The organism is Mesorhizobium sp. BHscii (assembly GCF_053848065.1).
The window spans coordinates 206,392-222,248 of record NZ_JBSPKW010000004.1 but is presented as its reverse complement, the minus strand read 5'-3'; the positions used below and the strand labels follow the sequence as shown (position 1 = coordinate 222,248).

The 15,857-nt window shown below is 62.2% G+C and carries 16 protein-coding genes; 11 read left to right on the top strand and 5 right to left on the bottom strand.

What is annotated here, in order from left to right:
• Nucleotides 1-116 precede the first annotated feature (116 nt).
• A complete protein-coding gene (locus tag ACWTU7_RS08355; protein ID WP_029356850.1) occupies nucleotides 117-527 on the top strand; it encodes a tellurite resistance TerB family protein in 411 nt (136 codons plus the stop codon).
• A gap of 61 nt (nucleotides 528-588) precedes the next feature.
• Here ACWTU7_RS08355 and ACWTU7_RS08350 read toward each other — a convergent pair whose 3' ends face one another.
• A complete protein-coding gene (locus ACWTU7_RS08350) occupies nucleotides 589-1,407 on the bottom strand; it encodes a transporter substrate-binding domain-containing protein (RefSeq protein ID WP_455838539.1) in 819 nt (272 codons plus the stop codon).
• Nucleotides 1,408-1,696: 289 nt separating this feature from the next.
• Between ACWTU7_RS08350 and ACWTU7_RS08345 the strand changes: the two genes are divergently transcribed.
• The 3 genes from ACWTU7_RS08345 (at nucleotide 1,697) to ACWTU7_RS08335 (ending at nucleotide 3,926) form a co-directional block, all read left to right on the top strand.
• Entirely contained in the window at nucleotides 1,697-2,428 is a 732-nt protein-coding gene (locus tag ACWTU7_RS08345) for a helix-turn-helix transcriptional regulator (RefSeq protein ID WP_455838405.1), read from the top strand.
• A gap of 97 nt (nucleotides 2,429-2,525) precedes the next feature.
• Nucleotides 2,526-3,164: an acyl-homoserine-lactone synthase gene (locus ACWTU7_RS08340; protein ID WP_029356847.1), complete on the top strand. Its 639-nt coding sequence runs from the start codon at nucleotides 2,526-2,528 to the stop codon at nucleotides 3,162-3,164.
• A 15-nt stretch (nucleotides 3,165-3,179) separates the two neighbouring features.
• A complete protein-coding gene (locus ACWTU7_RS08335) occupies nucleotides 3,180-3,926 on the top strand; it encodes an enoyl-CoA hydratase-related protein (RefSeq protein ID WP_095517051.1) in 747 nt (248 codons plus the stop codon).
• Nucleotides 3,927-3,997: 71 nt separating this feature from the next.
• On the opposite strand, the gene ppk2 is transcribed toward ACWTU7_RS08335, so the two are convergent.
• The gene (ppk2, locus tag ACWTU7_RS08330) at nucleotides 3,998-4,906 is read right to left on the bottom strand and encodes a polyphosphate kinase 2 (RefSeq protein ID WP_455838406.1); all 909 of its coding nucleotides are present in this window, start codon (nucleotides 4,904-4,906) and stop codon (nucleotides 3,998-4,000) included.
• A gap of 235 nt (nucleotides 4,907-5,141) precedes the next feature.
• On the opposite strand from ppk2, the gene ACWTU7_RS08325 reads away from it, so the two are divergent.
• The 3 genes from ACWTU7_RS08325 to ACWTU7_RS08315 all read left to right on the top strand — a co-directional run bounded on the left by ACWTU7_RS08325 (nucleotide 5,142) and on the right by ACWTU7_RS08315 (nucleotide 8,441).
• Complete coding sequence (locus ACWTU7_RS08325) at nucleotides 5,142-6,413, top strand: ATP-binding protein (protein WP_455838407.1); 1,272 nt, start codon at nucleotides 5,142-5,144, stop codon at nucleotides 6,411-6,413.
• Nucleotides 6,414-6,616: 203 nt separating this feature from the next.
• On the top strand, nucleotides 6,617-7,342 hold the full coding sequence (gene phoU, locus ACWTU7_RS08320) for a phosphate signaling complex protein PhoU (protein WP_455838408.1): 726 nt from the start codon (nucleotides 6,617-6,619) through the stop codon (nucleotides 7,340-7,342).
• Between the two features lie 91 nt (nucleotides 7,343-7,433).
• Complete coding sequence (locus tag ACWTU7_RS08315; protein ID WP_455838409.1) at nucleotides 7,434-8,441, top strand: magnesium and cobalt transport protein CorA; 1,008 nt, start codon at nucleotides 7,434-7,436, stop codon at nucleotides 8,439-8,441.
• Between the two features lie 130 nt (nucleotides 8,442-8,571).
• On the opposite strand, the gene ACWTU7_RS08310 is transcribed toward ACWTU7_RS08315, so the two are convergent.
• The gene (locus ACWTU7_RS08310) at nucleotides 8,572-9,090 is read right to left on the bottom strand and encodes a GcrA family cell cycle regulator (protein ID WP_029356837.1); all 519 of its coding nucleotides are present in this window, start codon (nucleotides 9,088-9,090) and stop codon (nucleotides 8,572-8,574) included.
• Between the two features lie 353 nt (nucleotides 9,091-9,443).
• Between ACWTU7_RS08310 and ACWTU7_RS08305 the strand changes: the two genes are divergently transcribed.
• The 3 genes from ACWTU7_RS08305 to ACWTU7_RS08295 all read left to right on the top strand — a co-directional run bounded on the left by ACWTU7_RS08305 (nucleotide 9,444) and on the right by ACWTU7_RS08295 (nucleotide 12,700).
• Entirely contained in the window at nucleotides 9,444-10,643 is a 1,200-nt protein-coding gene (locus ACWTU7_RS08305) for an acetylornithine transaminase (protein ID WP_455838410.1), read from the top strand.
• Nucleotides 10,644-10,660: 17 nt separating this feature from the next.
• Nucleotides 10,661-11,572: an ornithine carbamoyltransferase gene (gene argF / locus ACWTU7_RS08300; RefSeq protein ID WP_029356835.1), complete on the top strand. Its 912-nt coding sequence runs from the start codon at nucleotides 10,661-10,663 to the stop codon at nucleotides 11,570-11,572.
• Nucleotides 11,573-11,665: 93 nt separating this feature from the next.
• Entirely contained in the window at nucleotides 11,666-12,700 is a 1,035-nt protein-coding gene (locus ACWTU7_RS08295; RefSeq protein WP_029356830.1) for an Hsp33 family molecular chaperone, read from the top strand.
• A 138-nt stretch (nucleotides 12,701-12,838) separates the two neighbouring features.
• On the opposite strand, the gene apaG is transcribed toward ACWTU7_RS08295, so the two are convergent.
• Nucleotides 12,839-13,231 carry a Co2+/Mg2+ efflux protein ApaG gene (gene apaG / locus ACWTU7_RS08290; protein ID WP_065005838.1) on the bottom strand — a complete coding sequence of 131 codons (393 nt, stop codon included), beginning with the start codon at nucleotides 13,229-13,231 and terminating at the stop codon, nucleotides 12,839-12,841.
• A 225-nt stretch (nucleotides 13,232-13,456) separates the two neighbouring features.
• On the opposite strand from apaG, the gene ACWTU7_RS08285 reads away from it, so the two are divergent.
• Nucleotides 13,457-14,611, top strand: coding sequence for a ceramide glucosyltransferase (locus ACWTU7_RS08285; protein WP_455838411.1), 1,155 nt, complete (start codon nucleotides 13,457-13,459; stop codon nucleotides 14,609-14,611).
• A 42-nt stretch (nucleotides 14,612-14,653) separates the two neighbouring features.
• Here ACWTU7_RS08285 and ACWTU7_RS08280 read toward each other — a convergent pair whose 3' ends face one another.
• On the bottom strand, nucleotides 14,654-15,844 hold the full coding sequence (locus ACWTU7_RS08280; RefSeq protein WP_455838412.1) for an O-succinylhomoserine sulfhydrylase: 1,191 nt from the start codon (nucleotides 15,842-15,844) through the stop codon (nucleotides 14,654-14,656).
• Nucleotides 15,845-15,857 lie beyond the last annotated feature (13 nt).

The following is a 15,857-nucleotide window of genomic DNA, read 5'->3' as shown; positions in this document are numbered from 1 at the left end:
GAGGTTTTCAACCGGTCTCTAGGCGTGCCTGCCGTGGGCGTCAACGATCGCGGCTCTTTTTCCTTGCGGCGTCGGTGCCGCGTTCCTAACTTCGGAGCCCGTTTGAGGAGTTTTAAATGTCGTTGCCGCCGCATGAAGCCCTGATCTATCTGATGGTCATCACCTCCGCGTCCGATCGCGACATGACCAATGTCGAACTGGCGCGGATCGGCGACGTTGTCCGCTCATGGCCGGTGTTCGAGGATTTCGACCACGACCGGCTGGTCGGCGTCGCCCAGGACTGCCAAAAGATGCTGCACGAAAAGGACGGGCTGGAAGGCGTTTTGGCGCGGGTCGCTGAAGCACTGCCCGAACGCCTGCTTGATACCGCCTATGCCGCAGCCTTCGAGGTTGCGGCCGTCGACCTCGAAATGCGTTTGGAGGAGGTGAGGGTGCTGCAGCTTATCCGTCGCCAACTCGATCTCGACACGCTCACCGTCGCCGCCATCGCCCGTGCCGCCAAGGCCCGCCTGCGCACGTTGACTTGATCCAGGCCCTGAAGACTCAGAAAAACTGACCGGACCGGACTAGAAAACTGACCGGACCGGATCAGAAAAAACTGACGGGGAAATAGCGCAGATAAAATTCGGCGAAGGTGCCCTTCACCGAAATCTCCTGCAGTGCGTAGTCGAACGCTGCGGCCAGCGCCGGATCGTTGGCCCTGGTGGCGATGGCCATGCCCGAGCCCAGATATTCTGGCGCCAGATACGGGCCGCCGGCAAAGCGGCAGCAGGCTGCGGCATCCGACCCGCCCAGCCAGAAGGCGAAGCGCATGCCGTCACCGAAGGCGGCGTCGATCTTGCCGGCCTTGAGATCATCATAGAGCTCTTCCGGCCGGTCGAAGGGGACGACCTGAACGGTGCCGAAATAATCGCGCAGCATCCGCTCATGCGCGGAGCCGGCGACCACGCCGACGCGCTTGCCGCGCAGTGTGTCGAAGATCGGTTCCGTGAACGCCTTTGTCTTCGGCATGATGAAGCGCGCCGGAAACTGCAGGTAGGAACGCGAGAAGGCGTATTTCGACCGCGACTCCGGCGTGGCGGCGATGCCGGCAATGATCGCTTCGCCTTCGCCCTTCTGCAGCGCCCCTTCGAGCTCGGCCCAAGGCAGCGCCTGGATCTGGCATTTTTCCGCGATGCCGAGTTCGGCGCAGATGGCGCGTGCCAGATCGACGTGGAAGCCGGACAAGCGACCCGCTCCGTCGAGGAAGTTGAACGGCGGGAAATCGGTGGTGGTCAGAAATCTAAGACGCGGCAGCGCGGAAAGGTCAGGCTTCGGCAGCCGCTCCTTGGCATCCCACAGCACCGGCACTTGCGGCTCCGCGGCACGCGCTGCCGTGAGCCACTGTGCCCCGGTGATTGCCAGCATCAAGACGATGGTTGTCCACCGAATTGCCACGATCGAGCTCCGCCCTGTCCTGTCCAATGTGGCTTTTGGTACGAAAATACCACAGGCACAACGGTTTTTGATTTCATCACGTCGATTTAGGGTTATGCTTCAGCGACCTTGCAAACATGTGCGGCGTCGGCTGGAGGGTAGCCGCAAGGCGCTGCAAACAGAGAGGAGCAGGTTTGTAATCCGGGGTCGATGGCAGAGTGCAAGTCAAGCGCTGGACCGTTGATCTCAACGCAGAAGGCAACATGGGGTAGATGTTGCAATGGGCCACTTCGATCGCACACTGGAATTCATAGATCAGCTGCAGCACGCCAATACGGCGGCCGCGGTCTGCGAAAAGCTGCTTGGCATAACCTCGGAGTTCGGCCTGACAGCGCTGATGGCCGGGACGGTTCCGCAACCGGGAACGCCAAGAGGGCAGCAAAAGGACCATGTGCTGCTTTGCGAGTGGCCGGGGGAATGGCTGGAGCGCTACGTCGCGCGCAACTATGTCGACCATGACCCCGTCGTCAGCCACATGAAGCAGCTGCAGGCGCCATTCCAGTGGCGGGAAGCGTCTCAGGGCATTCGCATCGACAAGAGCAGCGGCGAAGTGATGGGCGACGCCGGCGAATTCAAGCTGCGCGACGGATTGGCCTTCCCGCTGATCACGCTCGATGGCCAGATCGTCATGGTGTCGCTCGGCGGCGAAGCCGTCGAATTGTCTGGCGCCGATTTTGGGCTGGTATCGCTGGTGGCGACTTATGCGATTGGCCGCGCCATGCAGATCCACACGATGGCGGCGAAGACCATCGACCACATCGAACTGACGCCTCGTGAGCGCGAATGCATGCAATGGGCCGCCGTCGGCAAGTCCGAATGGGAGATTTCACAGATTCTCGGCATTTCGGAACACACGTCAGAGAAACACCTTCTTAACGCCAAAAGCAAACTCGGTGCCGTCAACCGGGTGCAGGCAGTCGCGGAAGCGATAAGGCGCGGCTATATTAGCTAGCTCGGCCGTGCCGGCCTAGAAATTCTTGCCTACGTGATCGCGTAATTTTCTCGGGACAGCCCGGCCGTATCTTCCTATTGAACCTAGGAGACGGCAGATGCTTTTTTCCCTTACCACACAGGAACTTATGGAACGTCCCGACCTTTGGGAGGCCGTTCATCGTTTGCGCTACAAGATTTTCGTCGAGGAGATGGGGTGGACCGATCTGCAGCGCCCCGATGGCCTTGAGATCGATCAGTTCGACCATGACGAGGCGGTGCATCAGCTCGTCATCCGCAATGGCGAGCTCGCCGGTTATCAGCGGATGTTGCCGACAACGCGGGCGCATCTCCTGACCGAGGTGCTGGCGGACCTCTATGAAGGGACGCCGCCGTCCGGGCCGAACGTCTGGGAACTGACCCGCTATGCGGTGGCGCCGGGCTTTCGTGACGGCAAGCGCGGCGTGTCGACGGTCGGCACCGAGCTCATTGCCGGCTTCGTCGAGTGGGGGCTGAGGCGCAACGTCAACCAGGTGATCATCGAGTTCGAGCCGATGTGGGTCCTGCGGGCGCTGCAATTGCACTTCCTGGCGAAGCCGCTTGGCTACCAGCGCACCTATGGCAACCAGCAGGTCGTCGCGACGCTGCTCACCTTCAACGAGCATACGCTTGAGGTGGTGCGCTCGCGTCGCAGTCATTTCGCGCCAGTGCTGGCCAGGGGTTATCCCGACAGGCTCGGAATGAGGCAGGCCTCGTGAGAATTGGAGACAGCCATGAACATCCACCCGCAAACAGAGTTCCGCAATCATACGCTAATTGTCACGGTGTCGTCGGATGACGGCCGGCCGGTGCTGGACGGGCGAGCCTATGAAAGCCTGGCCAAGATCTTCCACGAAGCCGCAATCGACGATGATGTGCGCGTCGTGGTGCTGCGCGGCCTCGCCGGCTGCTTCTGCCTCGGCGGCGATTTTTCCGAATTCCTCGACGCCACCAAGCATCAACGATTGATCGCCGCCGTCACCGACATGTTCCGCACCTTGGCGACGTTCCCCAAACCAGTCCTTGCCTGTGTCGATGGCGACGCCGTCGGCGTCGGCTGCACCATCCTGTTCCATTGCGACATGGTGATCGCATCTGATGAAAGCACGTTCCGGGTGCCGTTCGTCGATTTCGGCCTCGTGCCGGACGCGGCGACCAGCATCCTGGCGCCGCAGAAACTCGGTTATGCCGGCGCTTTCCGCTTCTTCTGCCTGGGCGACACGCTTAGTGCCGAGGACGCCAGGATGCTTGGCCTGGTCACGGAGATCGTGGTGGGCGATGTTGAGGAAGCCGCACTAGGCAGAGCCAGGCAACTCGCCAAGAAGCCGTTCGCCGCACTGCTGCAGACGCGCGACCTGCTCAAGGGCGACACAGGCGCGCTCTGCGATCGCATTGACCAGGAGATTTCGCTGTTTCAGCAGGCTTTGCAGGACGATACCACGCTGAAGCGGCTGCAGCGGATTGCCCGGCTGGCGGCATAAGAAGTCATTCGGCAGAATGACAGGAATATTCGGAATCGTGCCGCGCGTCCTTGGGGGCGCGCGGCAGTGCTTCAGGCCTGCTTTCCCAGGAACGAAGGCCCTTCCCCGATGATCTTCTTGTCTTCCTTGCCGATGGCGTCAAGATCGCGGCCGTCATAGGGAAGCGACAACAGGATGCGCCGGATGATGGCAAGTCGCGCGCGCCGCTTGTCATTGGCCCGCACGATGATCCAGGGCGCGAATTCCTCGTGCGTGCGTTCGAACATGAGGTCGCGCGCCTTGGTGTAGTCGTCCCATTTGGTCATGCCGGCAATGTCGATCGGCGAGAATTTCCAGCTCTTCAAAGGACTCCAGCGGCGATCGTGAAACCGCTCAAGCTGTGTTTCCCGACCGATGTTCAACCAGAATTTGAAGAAATGGATGCCCTCGTTGCAGATCATCCGTTCAAAGTACGGCGTCTCGCCAAGGAATTTCTCATGCTGCTCCGGCGTGCAGAAGCCCATTACCGGCTCGACGCCGGCGCGATTATACCAGGAGCGGTCGAAGGTGACGAACTCGCCGGATGTCGGAAAGTGCGCGACATAGCGCTGGAAATACCATTGCCCGAGTTCGGTTGGGCTAGGCTTGGTGAGCGCTACGTTGCGCGCTGTCCTGGGATTCATGTACTGCCGCAGCGCGAAGATCGTACCGCCCTTGCCGGCGGCATCGCGTCCTTCGAACAGCGACATCACCCGCTTGCCCGTCGATTGCAGCCATGCCTGCGCCTTGACCAGCTCGATCTGCAGTCGCTCGAGCGCCTCGTCATACTCGTCGCTGTTCATTTTCTTGTCGTAGGGATAGCCGCCGGCGGTCAGCTTGTTGTCCTCGACCCAGGCCGGAAGCTTGGGATCGTCGATGTCGAATTCGCGCTCCTTGCCGTCGATGCGGATCTTCAGCGGACCTGGAACGGGCGCGGTGGCATCTTCCTTGGGGTTTTTCATCGAGACGAACCTTTCCAGTTTCCGGACTCATGCTATTGGAGCCTTACTGCATCGGCCCGAAAATCGGAATCGATTTCGGAAAGAACGATGCAGCAGATTGAGAGTGGTAGAGCGTCCTTTGTGCGTCCAATTGTAACGCACAGCGCTCTAGCGCCGGTCCAGTGGGGAGTTCCACCTGACCGGCCGGGGTCGGGACGGAGGCACAGTGCGCGCGAATGGCTGACAATGGCTGACAATGGTTGACATCGGCGGCGCAGAACAGCGAAGCACGGCGCAAGCCGTCGTCATCCGGTTGTGGAACAGCCGCTGGCTGCTGGCGGCCGGCATCGTCGCGGTCCTGACCGTCTATGGTTTCGCAGACATGTCCGGCTATGTCGTGCTGCTGGCATGTGCCGTACTGCTGCTTGCCGCCGCGATGCTGCCGGCCAGCGTTGCGCGCCAGTCAGCGGAGGACGCCGCGGCGATCGAGGCGGGCGGGCTACAACAGCTGTCGGGAGAATATCTGGCGGCCGCCGTTGCCGATCCGCTGATCATCTTCGATCGCACCGCCACGATCGTCCATGCCAACGCCGCCGCCTTCGCCGCCTTCGGCGGCATCGCACCCGGCATCTCGCTGTCGCTGAAATTCCGGGCGCCCGAGATGCAGGCCTTGCTGGACAGTATTTTATCGGGCGCCGCCGCTTCGGATGTCGTTGACTATACCGAAAAGCTGCCGGTCGAACGGGCCTATCGGGTGAGTGCGTCTTCGGTCGGTCACGGCACCGACCTCTATGTGCTGGTCTTCAAAGACCAGAGCGAGGCGCGCCGGATCGACCGGATGCGCGCCGACTTCATCGCCAATGCCAGCCACGAACTGCGCACCCCACTCGCCTCGATCTCCGGCTTCATCGAGACGCTGCGCGGCCCGGCCCGCAACGACCCGGCGGCGCGCGAGCAGTTCCTGCAGATCATGCAGAACCAGACCGGCCGCATGGCGCGCCTGATCGACGACCTGCTGTCGCTGTCGCGGCTGGAGATGAAACCCTATCTGAAGCCGGGAACCGAGGTCGATCTCCGCCAGACCCTCGACAGCGTCATCGATTCGCTGGGCCCGCTTGCCAGGGAAAACGGCGTTGCCATAGAGCGGGATTTCGCAGAAGGGCCGCTTGATGTGCCCGGGGATCGCGATGAACTTTTCCAGGTTTTCGAAAATCTGCTGGAAAACGCCTGCAAATACGGACAGTCGGGTGGACGTGTCGTGGTGACGATTGCTCACCGCGATGACGGTCCCGAACCGGGCATCGACGTCTCCATCCGGGACTTCGGCCCCGGCATTCCCGAGGAACATATCCCGCGCATTACCGAACGCTTCTACCGCGTCGATGTCGAAAACAGCCGGACCCAGAAAGGCACCGGTCTTGGCCTGTCCATCGTCAAGCATATCTTGACGCGCCACAATGCCAGGCTCTCGATCAAGTCGGAGGTCGGCAAGGGCGCAGCTTTCACGGTGCATTTGCCGGCGCACTGACGCCTCACTATCTAAGAAGGCGTCGGCCCGAAAACCGGAAGATTTCAGGATAGCCGGATGCGTGGATAAGGGATTTAGAGCGTACTCTGTATTCAAGTGAACGCACGTCGCTCTAACGGTTTCTTTTTTCTGTCATCCGGCTAGCATATCAGCGGGGATTCGAGGAAACGACTGGGACCAGAAGACCCCGGGAAGGCATCTCTATGCAGTCCGTGCACATCGTCAGCGCCTATGACGAGGAGCTGAAATATTTGTCGAAGCGCATCGCCGCGATGGGCGGTCATGCCGAACGCATGGTCGAACAGGCGATCGCGGCCCTGGTCAACGCCGACCCCGGCCTTGCCCAGAAAGTCATCCGTGACGATTCCGTTCTGGACGAAGGGCAGCGCGAGATCGACGACAAGGCGATCATCATCATCGCCAAGCGCCAGCCGATGGCGACGGATTTGCGCGAGATCGTCGGCGCGATCCGCATCTCGGCGGACCTCGAACGGGTCGGCGACCTCGGCAAGAATGTCGCCAAGCGCGTGGTTGCCGTCATAGAAGGGCGCCAGCCGACCAGCCTGTTCCGCGGCATTGAGGCCTTGGCCGACCTGGCGTTGACGCAGCTCAAGGAAGTGCTCGACGTCTACGCGTCGCGCTCGGTGGAAAAAATCGGCTTCGTGCGTGATCGCGATGATCAGATCGATGCCGTGTACACCTCGCTGTTTCGCGAGTTGCTGACGTACATGATGGAAGATCCGCGCAACATTACGCCTTGCACGCACCTGCTGTTTTGCGCCAAGAATATCGAGCGGATCGGCGATCATGCCACCAATATCGCCGAGACGATCTACTACATCGTCACCGGCGACCAGATGCCGGCCGAGCGGCCGAAGGGCGACAAGACAGACAAGATTGTTGTCCCGGGATCGCTACCCGCGAAGTGAACGGCTGCCTCTCGAACCCATTGCTGATTTAGGCTAAGCTTTATCGAACGTTCCTGATCCTGACCCGAGGCCATGCCTCCAGGAGGTAGCGATGGAAACCGTTCGGAACCTGACGCCGGCCCCGCCGACATCGGCCATCATCGCTTCCAGCGTCTATACCGCCGGCCGGCGTGTCGCCGACATTCCGATCGAGGAAGCTGGCGAATGGGCCAAGAAGCCAGGTCATGTCGTCTGGATCGGCCTGCTGGAGCCGGACCGCAACCTGTTGCTTCGCGTCCAGGCGCAATTCCATCTGCACGATCTGGCGATTGAGGACGCCGAGCATCCGCATCAGCGGCCGAAGATCGAGCAATATGGCGATGCGTTGTTCATCGTTGCCCGCACGGCTCAACTAATCGACAGGCGCGTCACCTTCGGCGAGACGCATCTGTTCGTCGGCGCCGGCTATATCGTCAGCGTCAGGCACGGTCCGTCGACTTCTTATGCCGCCGTTCGCCAGCATTGGGAAAGCTGCCCGCTTTCGCTGGCCAAGGGCGAGGATTTCGTCCTCTATGCCATTCTCGATTTCATCGTCGACAACTACATGCCGGTGCTCGAGCAGATCGAGGACGAGGTCGAGGCGATCGAGGACAAGGTCCTGCTAAGGCCTATGACTGGACCTGATATCGAGCGGCTCTATATGCTGCGCCGCGATCTGTTGCGCTTGCGCAATGCGGCGCTGCCGCTGGTGGAGGTCTGCCGCCGGCTGACCAGCGCCGACCTGCCGCAGATCCACGCAGCCATGCACCCGTTGTTTCGCGACGTGACCGATCATATCCGCACCGTGCAGGAAAAGATCGACAGTTTGCGGGAGGTTCTCGCCTTTGCCTTCGAGGCCAGCCTCCTGGTGGGCCAGAGCCAGGAAACGGCGAACACCAAGAAGCTAGCCTCGTGGGCTGCCATCTTGGCGGTGCCGACGGCGCTCGCCGGCATCTACGGCATGAATTTCGACGACATGCCGGAACTGAAGATGGAATATGGCTACCCGCTCGTGCTGGCTGCGATCGCTGCGATCTGCTCTTTCCTGTACTGGCGTTTTCGCAAGAATGGGTGGCTGTGAAATAGAAGGAGTAGGGGAGTAGGGCAGTAAGGGAGTAGGGCAGTAAGGGAGTATGTAGTGCGTTGCCAAGGGTCGCACTCACAAAGCCTAATCTTTACCTACTCCCATACTGCCCTACTCCCCTATTGCCTTATCTACTCCGCCGCCGCTCTGATGCGGGCTGGAACGCAATGCGGGCGTGGTACTTGCAATAGGGTCCGGTTTCGGCCGCGTCGTTGCCGCAGAAATGGAACTCTTCCGAAAGCGGATCGCCATTCGGCCATTTGCATGTCCGCTCGGTTAACTCGACGAGTTGCAGATGCCGCGAGATCGGCACGACGACGTTCTCGACGGGACGGACGTAATGACGCGCCACCGGTGCGGTGTCGAATTGCGCCTGCAGCGCGGTCGCGCCGATCGACGTGGTGATATGCCGCGCAGTGCTCGCCGCCCGCGACACCGATTTCTGGACGCTCGATCCTTGCACGCTCTTTTTCTGGCGTGCCGGCGTGGCGGTCGAGCGTCCGCGGCCCGACAGTTTCAGCCGATGCACCTTGCCGATGACGGCATTGCGGCTGACGCCCCCGAGCTGTGCGGCGATCTGGCTGGCGCTCAGTCCCTCCGACCACAATTTTCTAAGAAGTTCGACCCGCTCGTCAGTCCAATTCATGAGACCGCGCTCCTGCTGAATGTGCGGCGATCGGAATCCTTCCACGATCCGGCTTCCGCCGGGCAGACACCACATATATCGGGTGATTAGGTCCGCCGCACGAAATCTAGTTATTTCTCGACTACAATTACCTTATGCGCTGACTCGGTGACAAGAGTCCGAGGGCCAACACGAATCGGTTTTTTCGGTTTTCCCCAACTTGCCCGGTCGCTGATGAGCCGGCGTCTCGCTGGAGAGCTTGCCGCGCGTCCTCGCGCGACGTTTTCGTTGACTTCATGGCCGAAAAACACGATAAGCCGCAAAGGCCGCCGCTTTGGCGGCTTTTTGATTTTCCGGTTCCGGAGACGCATATAATGAGCGGTTCGGCGCTTTTCGAGACCTTTGCCCGCGCACCCCTGGCCTTCGACCATGGGGAAGGCACTTGGCTGGTCACCGACAAGGGCGAGCGATATCTCGATTTTGGCGGCGGTGTCGCCGTGAATTCGCTGGGCCACAGCCATCCGCATTTGGTCTCGGCACTCACCGAGCAGGCGGCCAAGGTCTGGCACGTCTCCAACCTCTACGAGATTCCGGGGCAGAGCCGTCTGGGCGAGCGGCTGGCCGACGCCACCTTCGCCGACAAGGTGTTCTTCACCAATTCCGGCGCCGAGGCGCTGGAATGCGCCATCAAGACGGCGCGGCGCTACCACTTCGTCAAGGGCCATCCCGAGCGCTTTCGCATCATCACCTTCGAAGGCGCCTTTCATGGCCGCACGCTGGCGACCATCGCCGCCGGCGGCCAGTATAAATACCTGGAAGGCTTCGGACCCAAGGTCGAAGGTTTCGACCAGGTCGGCTTCGGCGACATCGACGCCGCCGAAAAGGCGATCACCCCCGAGACCGCCGCGATACTGATCGAGCCGGTGCAGGGCGAGGGTGGCATCCGCCCGGTGCCGACGCAGTCGCTGAAGCGGCTGAGGCAGCTCTGCGAACAGCATGGCCTGCTCCTGATCTTCGACGAGGTCCAGTGCGGCATCGGCCGCACCGGAAAATTGTTCGCGCATGAATGGGCTGGCGTCACGCCCGACATCATGGCGGTTGCCAAGGGCATCGGCGGCGGCTTCCCGGTGGGCGCCTGCCTCGCAACCGACGAGGCGGCCGTCGGCATGACCGCCGGCGTGCACGGCACCACTTTCGGCGGCAATCCGCTGGCGATGGCGGTCGGCAACGCCGTGCTCGACGTGGTGCTGGAGGACGGCTTCCTGGAGGATGTCCAGCGCAAGGCGCTGCTGCTAAAGCAGGGGCTGGCGGGTGTCGCCGACGAATTTCCTGATATCATCGAAGACATCAGGGGCACCGGCTTGATGCTCGGCCTGAAATGCGCCGCACCCAACACCAAGGTGAATATGGCGTTGCGCGACCAGCATCTGCTGGCGGTTCCGGCCGGTGACAACGTCCTTCGCCTGCTGCCGCCGCTCACCGTCACCGACGCCGAGATCCATGAAGCGCTCGACCGCATCCGCGCCGGCGCCAGGGGCCTGGCCGATGCCATAGCCGCGGCTGCCGCGAAGTAACAGTCGAAAGACCCCAAATGAGCCTTCGCCATTTCACCGATCTTTCCGCCGTTTCCGAGGGCGATCTGCGCTTCATGCTGGACGATGCCGTCGTGCGAAAGGCAAGGCTCAAGGCTGGCGAGCGGACAAAACCGCTCGAAGGCAAGGTGCTGGCGATGATCTTCGACAAGCCGTCGACGCGCACGCGCGTATCCTTCGACGTCGGCATGCGCCAACTCGGCGGCGAGACCATCATGCTGACCGGCACCGAGATGCAGCTCGGCCGCTCCGAAACCATCGCCGACACGGCCAAGGTGCTGTCGCGCTATGTCGATGCGATCATGATCCGAACCACATCGCATGACCGGCTGCTGGAGCTGACCGAGAACGCCACCGTTCCCGTCATCAACGGGCTGACCGACGATACCCATCCGTGCCAGCTGATGGCCGATATCATGACTTTCGAGGAGCATCGCGGTCCGGTCGCCGGCAAGACCATCGCCTGGACCGGCGACGGCAACAACGTGTTGCATTCGCTGCTGGAGGCCTCGGCGCGGTTCCGCTTCAATCTCAACGTAGCCGTGCCGGAAGGCAGCGAGCCGGCGCAGAAGCATGTCGACTGGTCGATGGCGCATGGCGGCAAGTTGAACTTCACCCGCTCGCCCGAGGAGGCGGTCCACGAGGCCGACTGCGTCGTCACCGACTGCTGGGTGTCGATGGGCCAGGAGCACCGTGCTCGCGGCCACAACGTCTTCTCACCCTATCAGGTCAATGCGGCGCTGATGGCGAAGGCAAAGCCCGACGCATTGTTCATGCACTGCCTGCCGGCGCATCGCGGTGAGGAGGTCACCGACGAGGTCATCGACGGGCCACATTCGGTGGTGTTCGACGAGGCCGAGAACCGGCTCCACGCCCAGAAGGCGGTTTTGGCCTGGTGTCTGGGCGCTTGATCCGGACCGCCTTGATCCGGGAGTACGTGATGCCTATCTCAGCCGCATCACGCAAATCGAGCGCGTTTCGACGCATGCGCCCCGGAGGGCGGCATGGCCGCGCCCCGGAGCTTTGTCATGTTGGAAACTCATCAATTGGCTGAACATCAACCCAAACTCGGCGAATTCGGCTACGCCGGCGACGATCATGTCGTGCCCTTCGAGGTCGGCCCGCTCGACGTGCGCGGCCGCACCGTCCAGCTCGGGCCGATGCTCGACGCGATCCTCAGCCGTCATGACTACCCCGAGCCGGTCGCGCGCTTGCTGGCGGAAGCTTGCGTGCTGACAGTGCTGCTCGGTACCTCGCTCAAGTTCGAAGGCAAGTTCATCCTGCAGACCCGCACGGACGGGCCGGTCGATATGCTGGTGGCTGATTTTTCCACGCCGCAGGCGCTGCGCGCCTATGCGCGCTTCGACGCCGACCGGCTGGAGGCACTGACATCTGCCGGCGAGACCTCGCAGCAGACGCTGCTCGGCAGCGGTGTCCTGGCGCTGACCATCGACCAGGGTGCCCACACGCAGCGCTATCAGGGCATCGTCCAGCTCGACGGCGAGACACTGGAGGAGGCCGCGCGCACCTATTTTCGCCAGTCGGAACAGATCCCGACCGACCTCAGACTCTCGGTGGCCAAGCTGTTGACGCCCGGTGTCGGCGGTGCCCGCGAGCAATGGCGTGCCGGTGGCATCCTTGCGCAATTCCTGCCGCAATCGGCGGAACGCATGCGCGTGCCCGACCTTCCAGGCGGCGACGGCGATCCGCGCGATGAGATCCATGATCCGGCCGACAATTCCTGGCAGGAACTGCTGGCATTGCTTGGCACCATCGAGCCGACGGAACTGATCGACCCGACGATCGGCGCCGAGCGGTTGCTTTACCGGCTGTTCCACGAGCACGGCGTCCGCGTCTTCGGCGGCGTACCGGTAGCCGACGAGTGCTCATGCTCCAGGGAGAAGATCCGCGGCATACTCGAAGGTTTCTCAGCCGACGAGATCAGGGACAGCACCGAGGATGGCGGCATTCATGTCGCCTGCGAATTCTGCTCGAAGCAATATGACTTCGATCCGGCGGAGTTTGCTGCGGCGCAGTAGACCATGATCCCGACCGAAGGTCCGCGCATCGAAAAGTGGAAAGCGTTTTTTGCTTCGCTGACCTTCGGTTCGGAAAAGGTCCTGGTCTAAGAGTTAGAGCCCATCCCGATTCTATCGGGATGGATCAGGTCTAGCTGGTCAGTTGACGGTGCGCCGCGTGCCCGGCAGGTCGAGCGAAAAGGCGGGGATGGCGACGTCGAATGTCTCGCCTCGCTTGTTGCGCATCGTATAGTGGCCGACCATGATGCCGGACGGCGTCGAGAGCGGGCAGCCAGACGTATATTGATAACTGTCGCCGGGGTTAAGTTCGGGCTGGTCGCCGACAACGCCGGCGCCGCGCACTTCCTCGACCCGGCCGGTGCCGTCGGTGATGTGCCAATAGCGTGACAGAAGTTGTACGAATTCATCCGACTGGTTGTCGATGGTCACCTGGTAGCCCCAGACATAGCGGTTCTCCGACGGGTCGGAGCGATCTTCCAGATAGAACGGCCTGACCTGTACTTCGATGTTGCGCGTAACGGCGCTGTACATAGACTACTCCACAATATGCAGACGGAACTTTCGACGCTCTCCGCAGTTTGGTCAACAGGGCGCTTCCCGTCGTTGCCCGACTCATTTGCGCGCAGGTGCCGAAGAACAATGTCATTTAAGTGACACATGACAATGATGGTGTGCAGGGCCGGGCGACTCAGCATTCTGTCGAACTGTTGAAAACGGCTATCATGCGGCCGGCTTTTCTGGAGTGACCAGATATCGATGGAACTGACAGTCACAGCCGCCTTGCTTTCCACAGCTCTGCTTCTCGTCAATCTCGCCAGCATCCTGCTCGCTTCGTTGAAGCTGAAGCGGCCTGGCAGGATCGCGCCGCCAGCCGGCAAGGCGCCTCCGGTGTCGATCGTCGTGCCGTCGCGCGGCGTCGAGCCGTTTGCCGAGGAAACGCTCGAGCGCGCCTTCTCGCTCGACTGGCCGCGCTATGAGCTCATCTTCTGCGTCGCCCATGCCGACGACCCGGTGGTCGGGCCGATCACCGATGCGATTGCCCGCTTTCCGGCCGTGCCGGCCCAGCTGCTCGTCGGCGACGACCGAATCAGCGGCAATCCGAAACTCAACAATTGCGTGAAGGGCTGGGAGGCCGCGCGCCACCGCTGGGTCATCCTTGCCGATTCCAACGTCCTGATGCCGAGGGACTATGTCCAGCATCTGATGGCGGCATGGCGGCCGGACACCGGTCTTGTCTGCTCGACGCCGATCGGTTCGCGGCCGGACGGGTTCTGGGCTGAGGTCGAATGCGCCTTCCTCAACACGCTGCAGGCGCGCTGGCAATATACCGGCGAGGCGATAGGCCTTGGCTTTGCCCAAGGCAAGAGCATGTTGTGGGACAAGCCCATGCTCGACGCCAATGGCGGCATCCGTGCGCTTGCCGCCGAGATCGCCGAGGATGCGGCCGCGACCAAGCTGGTCAACGGGCTTGGACTGCGCGTCAATCTCGTGGCCTCGCCCTTTGAGCAGCCGCTCGGTTTTCGCACGCTCGGCGAAATCTGGTCGCGCCAGGCCCGCTGGGCACGCCTGCGTCGCGTCACCTTCCCACTGTTCTTCGCGCCCGAGATCCTGATCGGAGCGGCGCCGCCGCTGGTGCTTGCGTTGGTTGCGGCAGCAGGCGCCGGCTTCAGCCTGTCGGCAACCGCCATCGCTGTGCTGGTAGTCGCCTACCTCCCGGAATGCGCTCTCGCCTCGGCCAAGGGCTGGCACCTGTCGCTGCGCATGATCCCGGCGATGATGGCGCGCGATTGCATCCTGCCGATTGTCTGGGCGCGTGGCTGGCTCAGCGGCGCCGTCGACTGGCGTGGCAACACGATGACGATCCACACCAGCGCCGTTGCGGAATTGGAAGAGACCCCGTCGGGCGCCTGACCGCGCCTGATTTTGACGATTCGAGCGACACCGCCCAGTGCACTATCTGGCGGCTTTCAGGGCCTGCTCGATGTCTTCGAGCAGGTCGTCGGTGTCCTCCAGGCCGACGGACAGCCTGAGCGTGCCTGGCCCGATGCCGAGTTCGGCGCGCGCCTCGTCGCTCAGATTCTTGTGCGTCGTCGTCGCCGGATGGGTGATCAGGCTCTTGGCGTCACCGAGATTGTTAGAGATCAGCACGATATCGAGCGCGTTCTGGAAGGCGAAGGCCGCCTGCTTGCCGCCCTTGACGTCGAGGCAGATCAGCGTCGAGCCGCCCGACATCTGCTTCTTGACGACCGCCGCTTGCGGGTGATCGGCGCGGCCGGGATAGATGACGCGGGCGATTTCCGGCCGCTCGGCGAGGAAGTCCGCGATCCGGCCGGCACTTTCCGTCTGCTGGCGCACACGCAGCGGCAGCGTTTCCAGGCCCTTCAGCAGCGTCCAGGCGTTGAACGGCGACAGACTGGGACCGGTGTGGCGGAAATAATCGTGCAGGTTCTCGTCGATCCATTTCTTGTCCGACAGGATGACGCCGCCGAGGCAGCGCCCCTGGCCGTCGATGTGCTTGGTCGCCGAATAGACGACGATATGGGCGCCGAGCTGCAACGGCTTCTGCTGCAAGGGCGTGGCAAAGACATTGTCGACGATCAGCCGCGCGCCGATCGAATCGGCAAGCGAGGCGACGGCTGCGATGTCGACGACTTCCAGCGTCGGATTGGTCGGGCTTTCAAGGAAGAACAGCTTCGTGTTGGGCCTGACCGCCTTTTCCCAATTGGCGATTTCGGTGCCATCGACCAGCGTCGCCTCGATGCCGTATTTCGGCGCCAGCGTCTCGACCACCCAGCGGCAGGAGCCGAACAGCGCGCGCGCCGCCACGATGTGGTCGCCGGCCTTGGCGCTGCACAGCAACGCCGCTGTGACCGCCGCCATGCCGGATGCGGTGGCGCGGGCATCTTCGGCACCTTCCAGCGCACACATGCGCTTCTCGAACATGTCGACCGTCGGATTGGCATAGCGCGAATAGATAAAGCCCGGTTCCTCGCCCTTGAAGCGGGCTTCCGCCGCCTGCGCCGTATCGTAGACATAGCCTTGCGTGAGATACATCGCCTCGGAGGTTTCGCCGAAGCCGGAACGCAGCGTTCCCGCATGCACGAGTGCGGTCTGAGGCTTCCAGTTGCGCTTGTTGCTCGTCATCACCTTGTTCCAA

Bases quoted from the DNA above. Each gene is read 5' to 3' on its own strand.
- ACWTU7_RS08310 (WP_029356837.1), bottom strand. From the start codon at position 9,090: ATGAATTGGACTGACGAGCGGGTCGAACTTCTTAGAAAATTGTGGTCG.
- ACWTU7_RS08285 (WP_455838411.1), top strand. From the start codon at position 13,457: ATGGAACTGACAGTCACAGCCGCCTTGCTTTCCACAGCTCTGCTTCTC.
- ACWTU7_RS08355 (WP_029356850.1), top strand. From the start codon at position 117: ATGTCGTTGCCGCCGCATGAAGCCCTGATCTATCTGATGGTCATCACC.
- argF (WP_029356835.1), top strand. From the start codon at position 10,661: ATGAGCCTTCGCCATTTCACCGATCTTTCCGCCGTTTCCGAGGGCGAT.
- ACWTU7_RS08335 (WP_095517051.1), top strand. From the start codon at position 3,180: ATGAACATCCACCCGCAAACAGAGTTCCGCAATCATACGCTAATTGTC.
- ACWTU7_RS08315 (WP_455838409.1), top strand. From the start codon at position 7,434: ATGGAAACCGTTCGGAACCTGACGCCGGCCCCGCCGACATCGGCCATC.
- ppk2 (WP_455838406.1), bottom strand. From the start codon at position 4,906: ATGAAAAACCCCAAGGAAGATGCCACCGCGCCCGTTCCAGGTCCGCTG.
- ACWTU7_RS08345 (WP_455838405.1), top strand. From the start codon at position 1,697: ATGGGCCACTTCGATCGCACACTGGAATTCATAGATCAGCTGCAGCAC.
- apaG (WP_065005838.1), bottom strand. From the start codon at position 13,231: ATGTACAGCGCCGTTACGCGCAACATCGAAGTACAGGTCAGGCCGTTC.
- ACWTU7_RS08340 (WP_029356847.1), top strand. From the start codon at position 2,526: ATGCTTTTTTCCCTTACCACACAGGAACTTATGGAACGTCCCGACCTT.
- ACWTU7_RS08280 (WP_455838412.1), bottom strand. From the start codon at position 15,844: ATGACGAGCAACAAGCGCAACTGGAAGCCTCAGACCGCACTCGTGCAT.
- ACWTU7_RS08350 (WP_455838539.1), bottom strand. From the start codon at position 1,407: ATGCTGGCAATCACCGGGGCACAGTGGCTCACGGCAGCGCGTGCCGCG.
- ACWTU7_RS08325 (WP_455838407.1), top strand. From the start codon at position 5,142: ATGGTTGACATCGGCGGCGCAGAACAGCGAAGCACGGCGCAAGCCGTC.
- phoU (WP_455838408.1), top strand. From the start codon at position 6,617: ATGCAGTCCGTGCACATCGTCAGCGCCTATGACGAGGAGCTGAAATAT.
- ACWTU7_RS08305 (WP_455838410.1), top strand. From the start codon at position 9,444: ATGAGCGGTTCGGCGCTTTTCGAGACCTTTGCCCGCGCACCCCTGGCC.
- ACWTU7_RS08295 (WP_029356830.1), top strand. From the start codon at position 11,666: ATGGCCGCGCCCCGGAGCTTTGTCATGTTGGAAACTCATCAATTGGCT.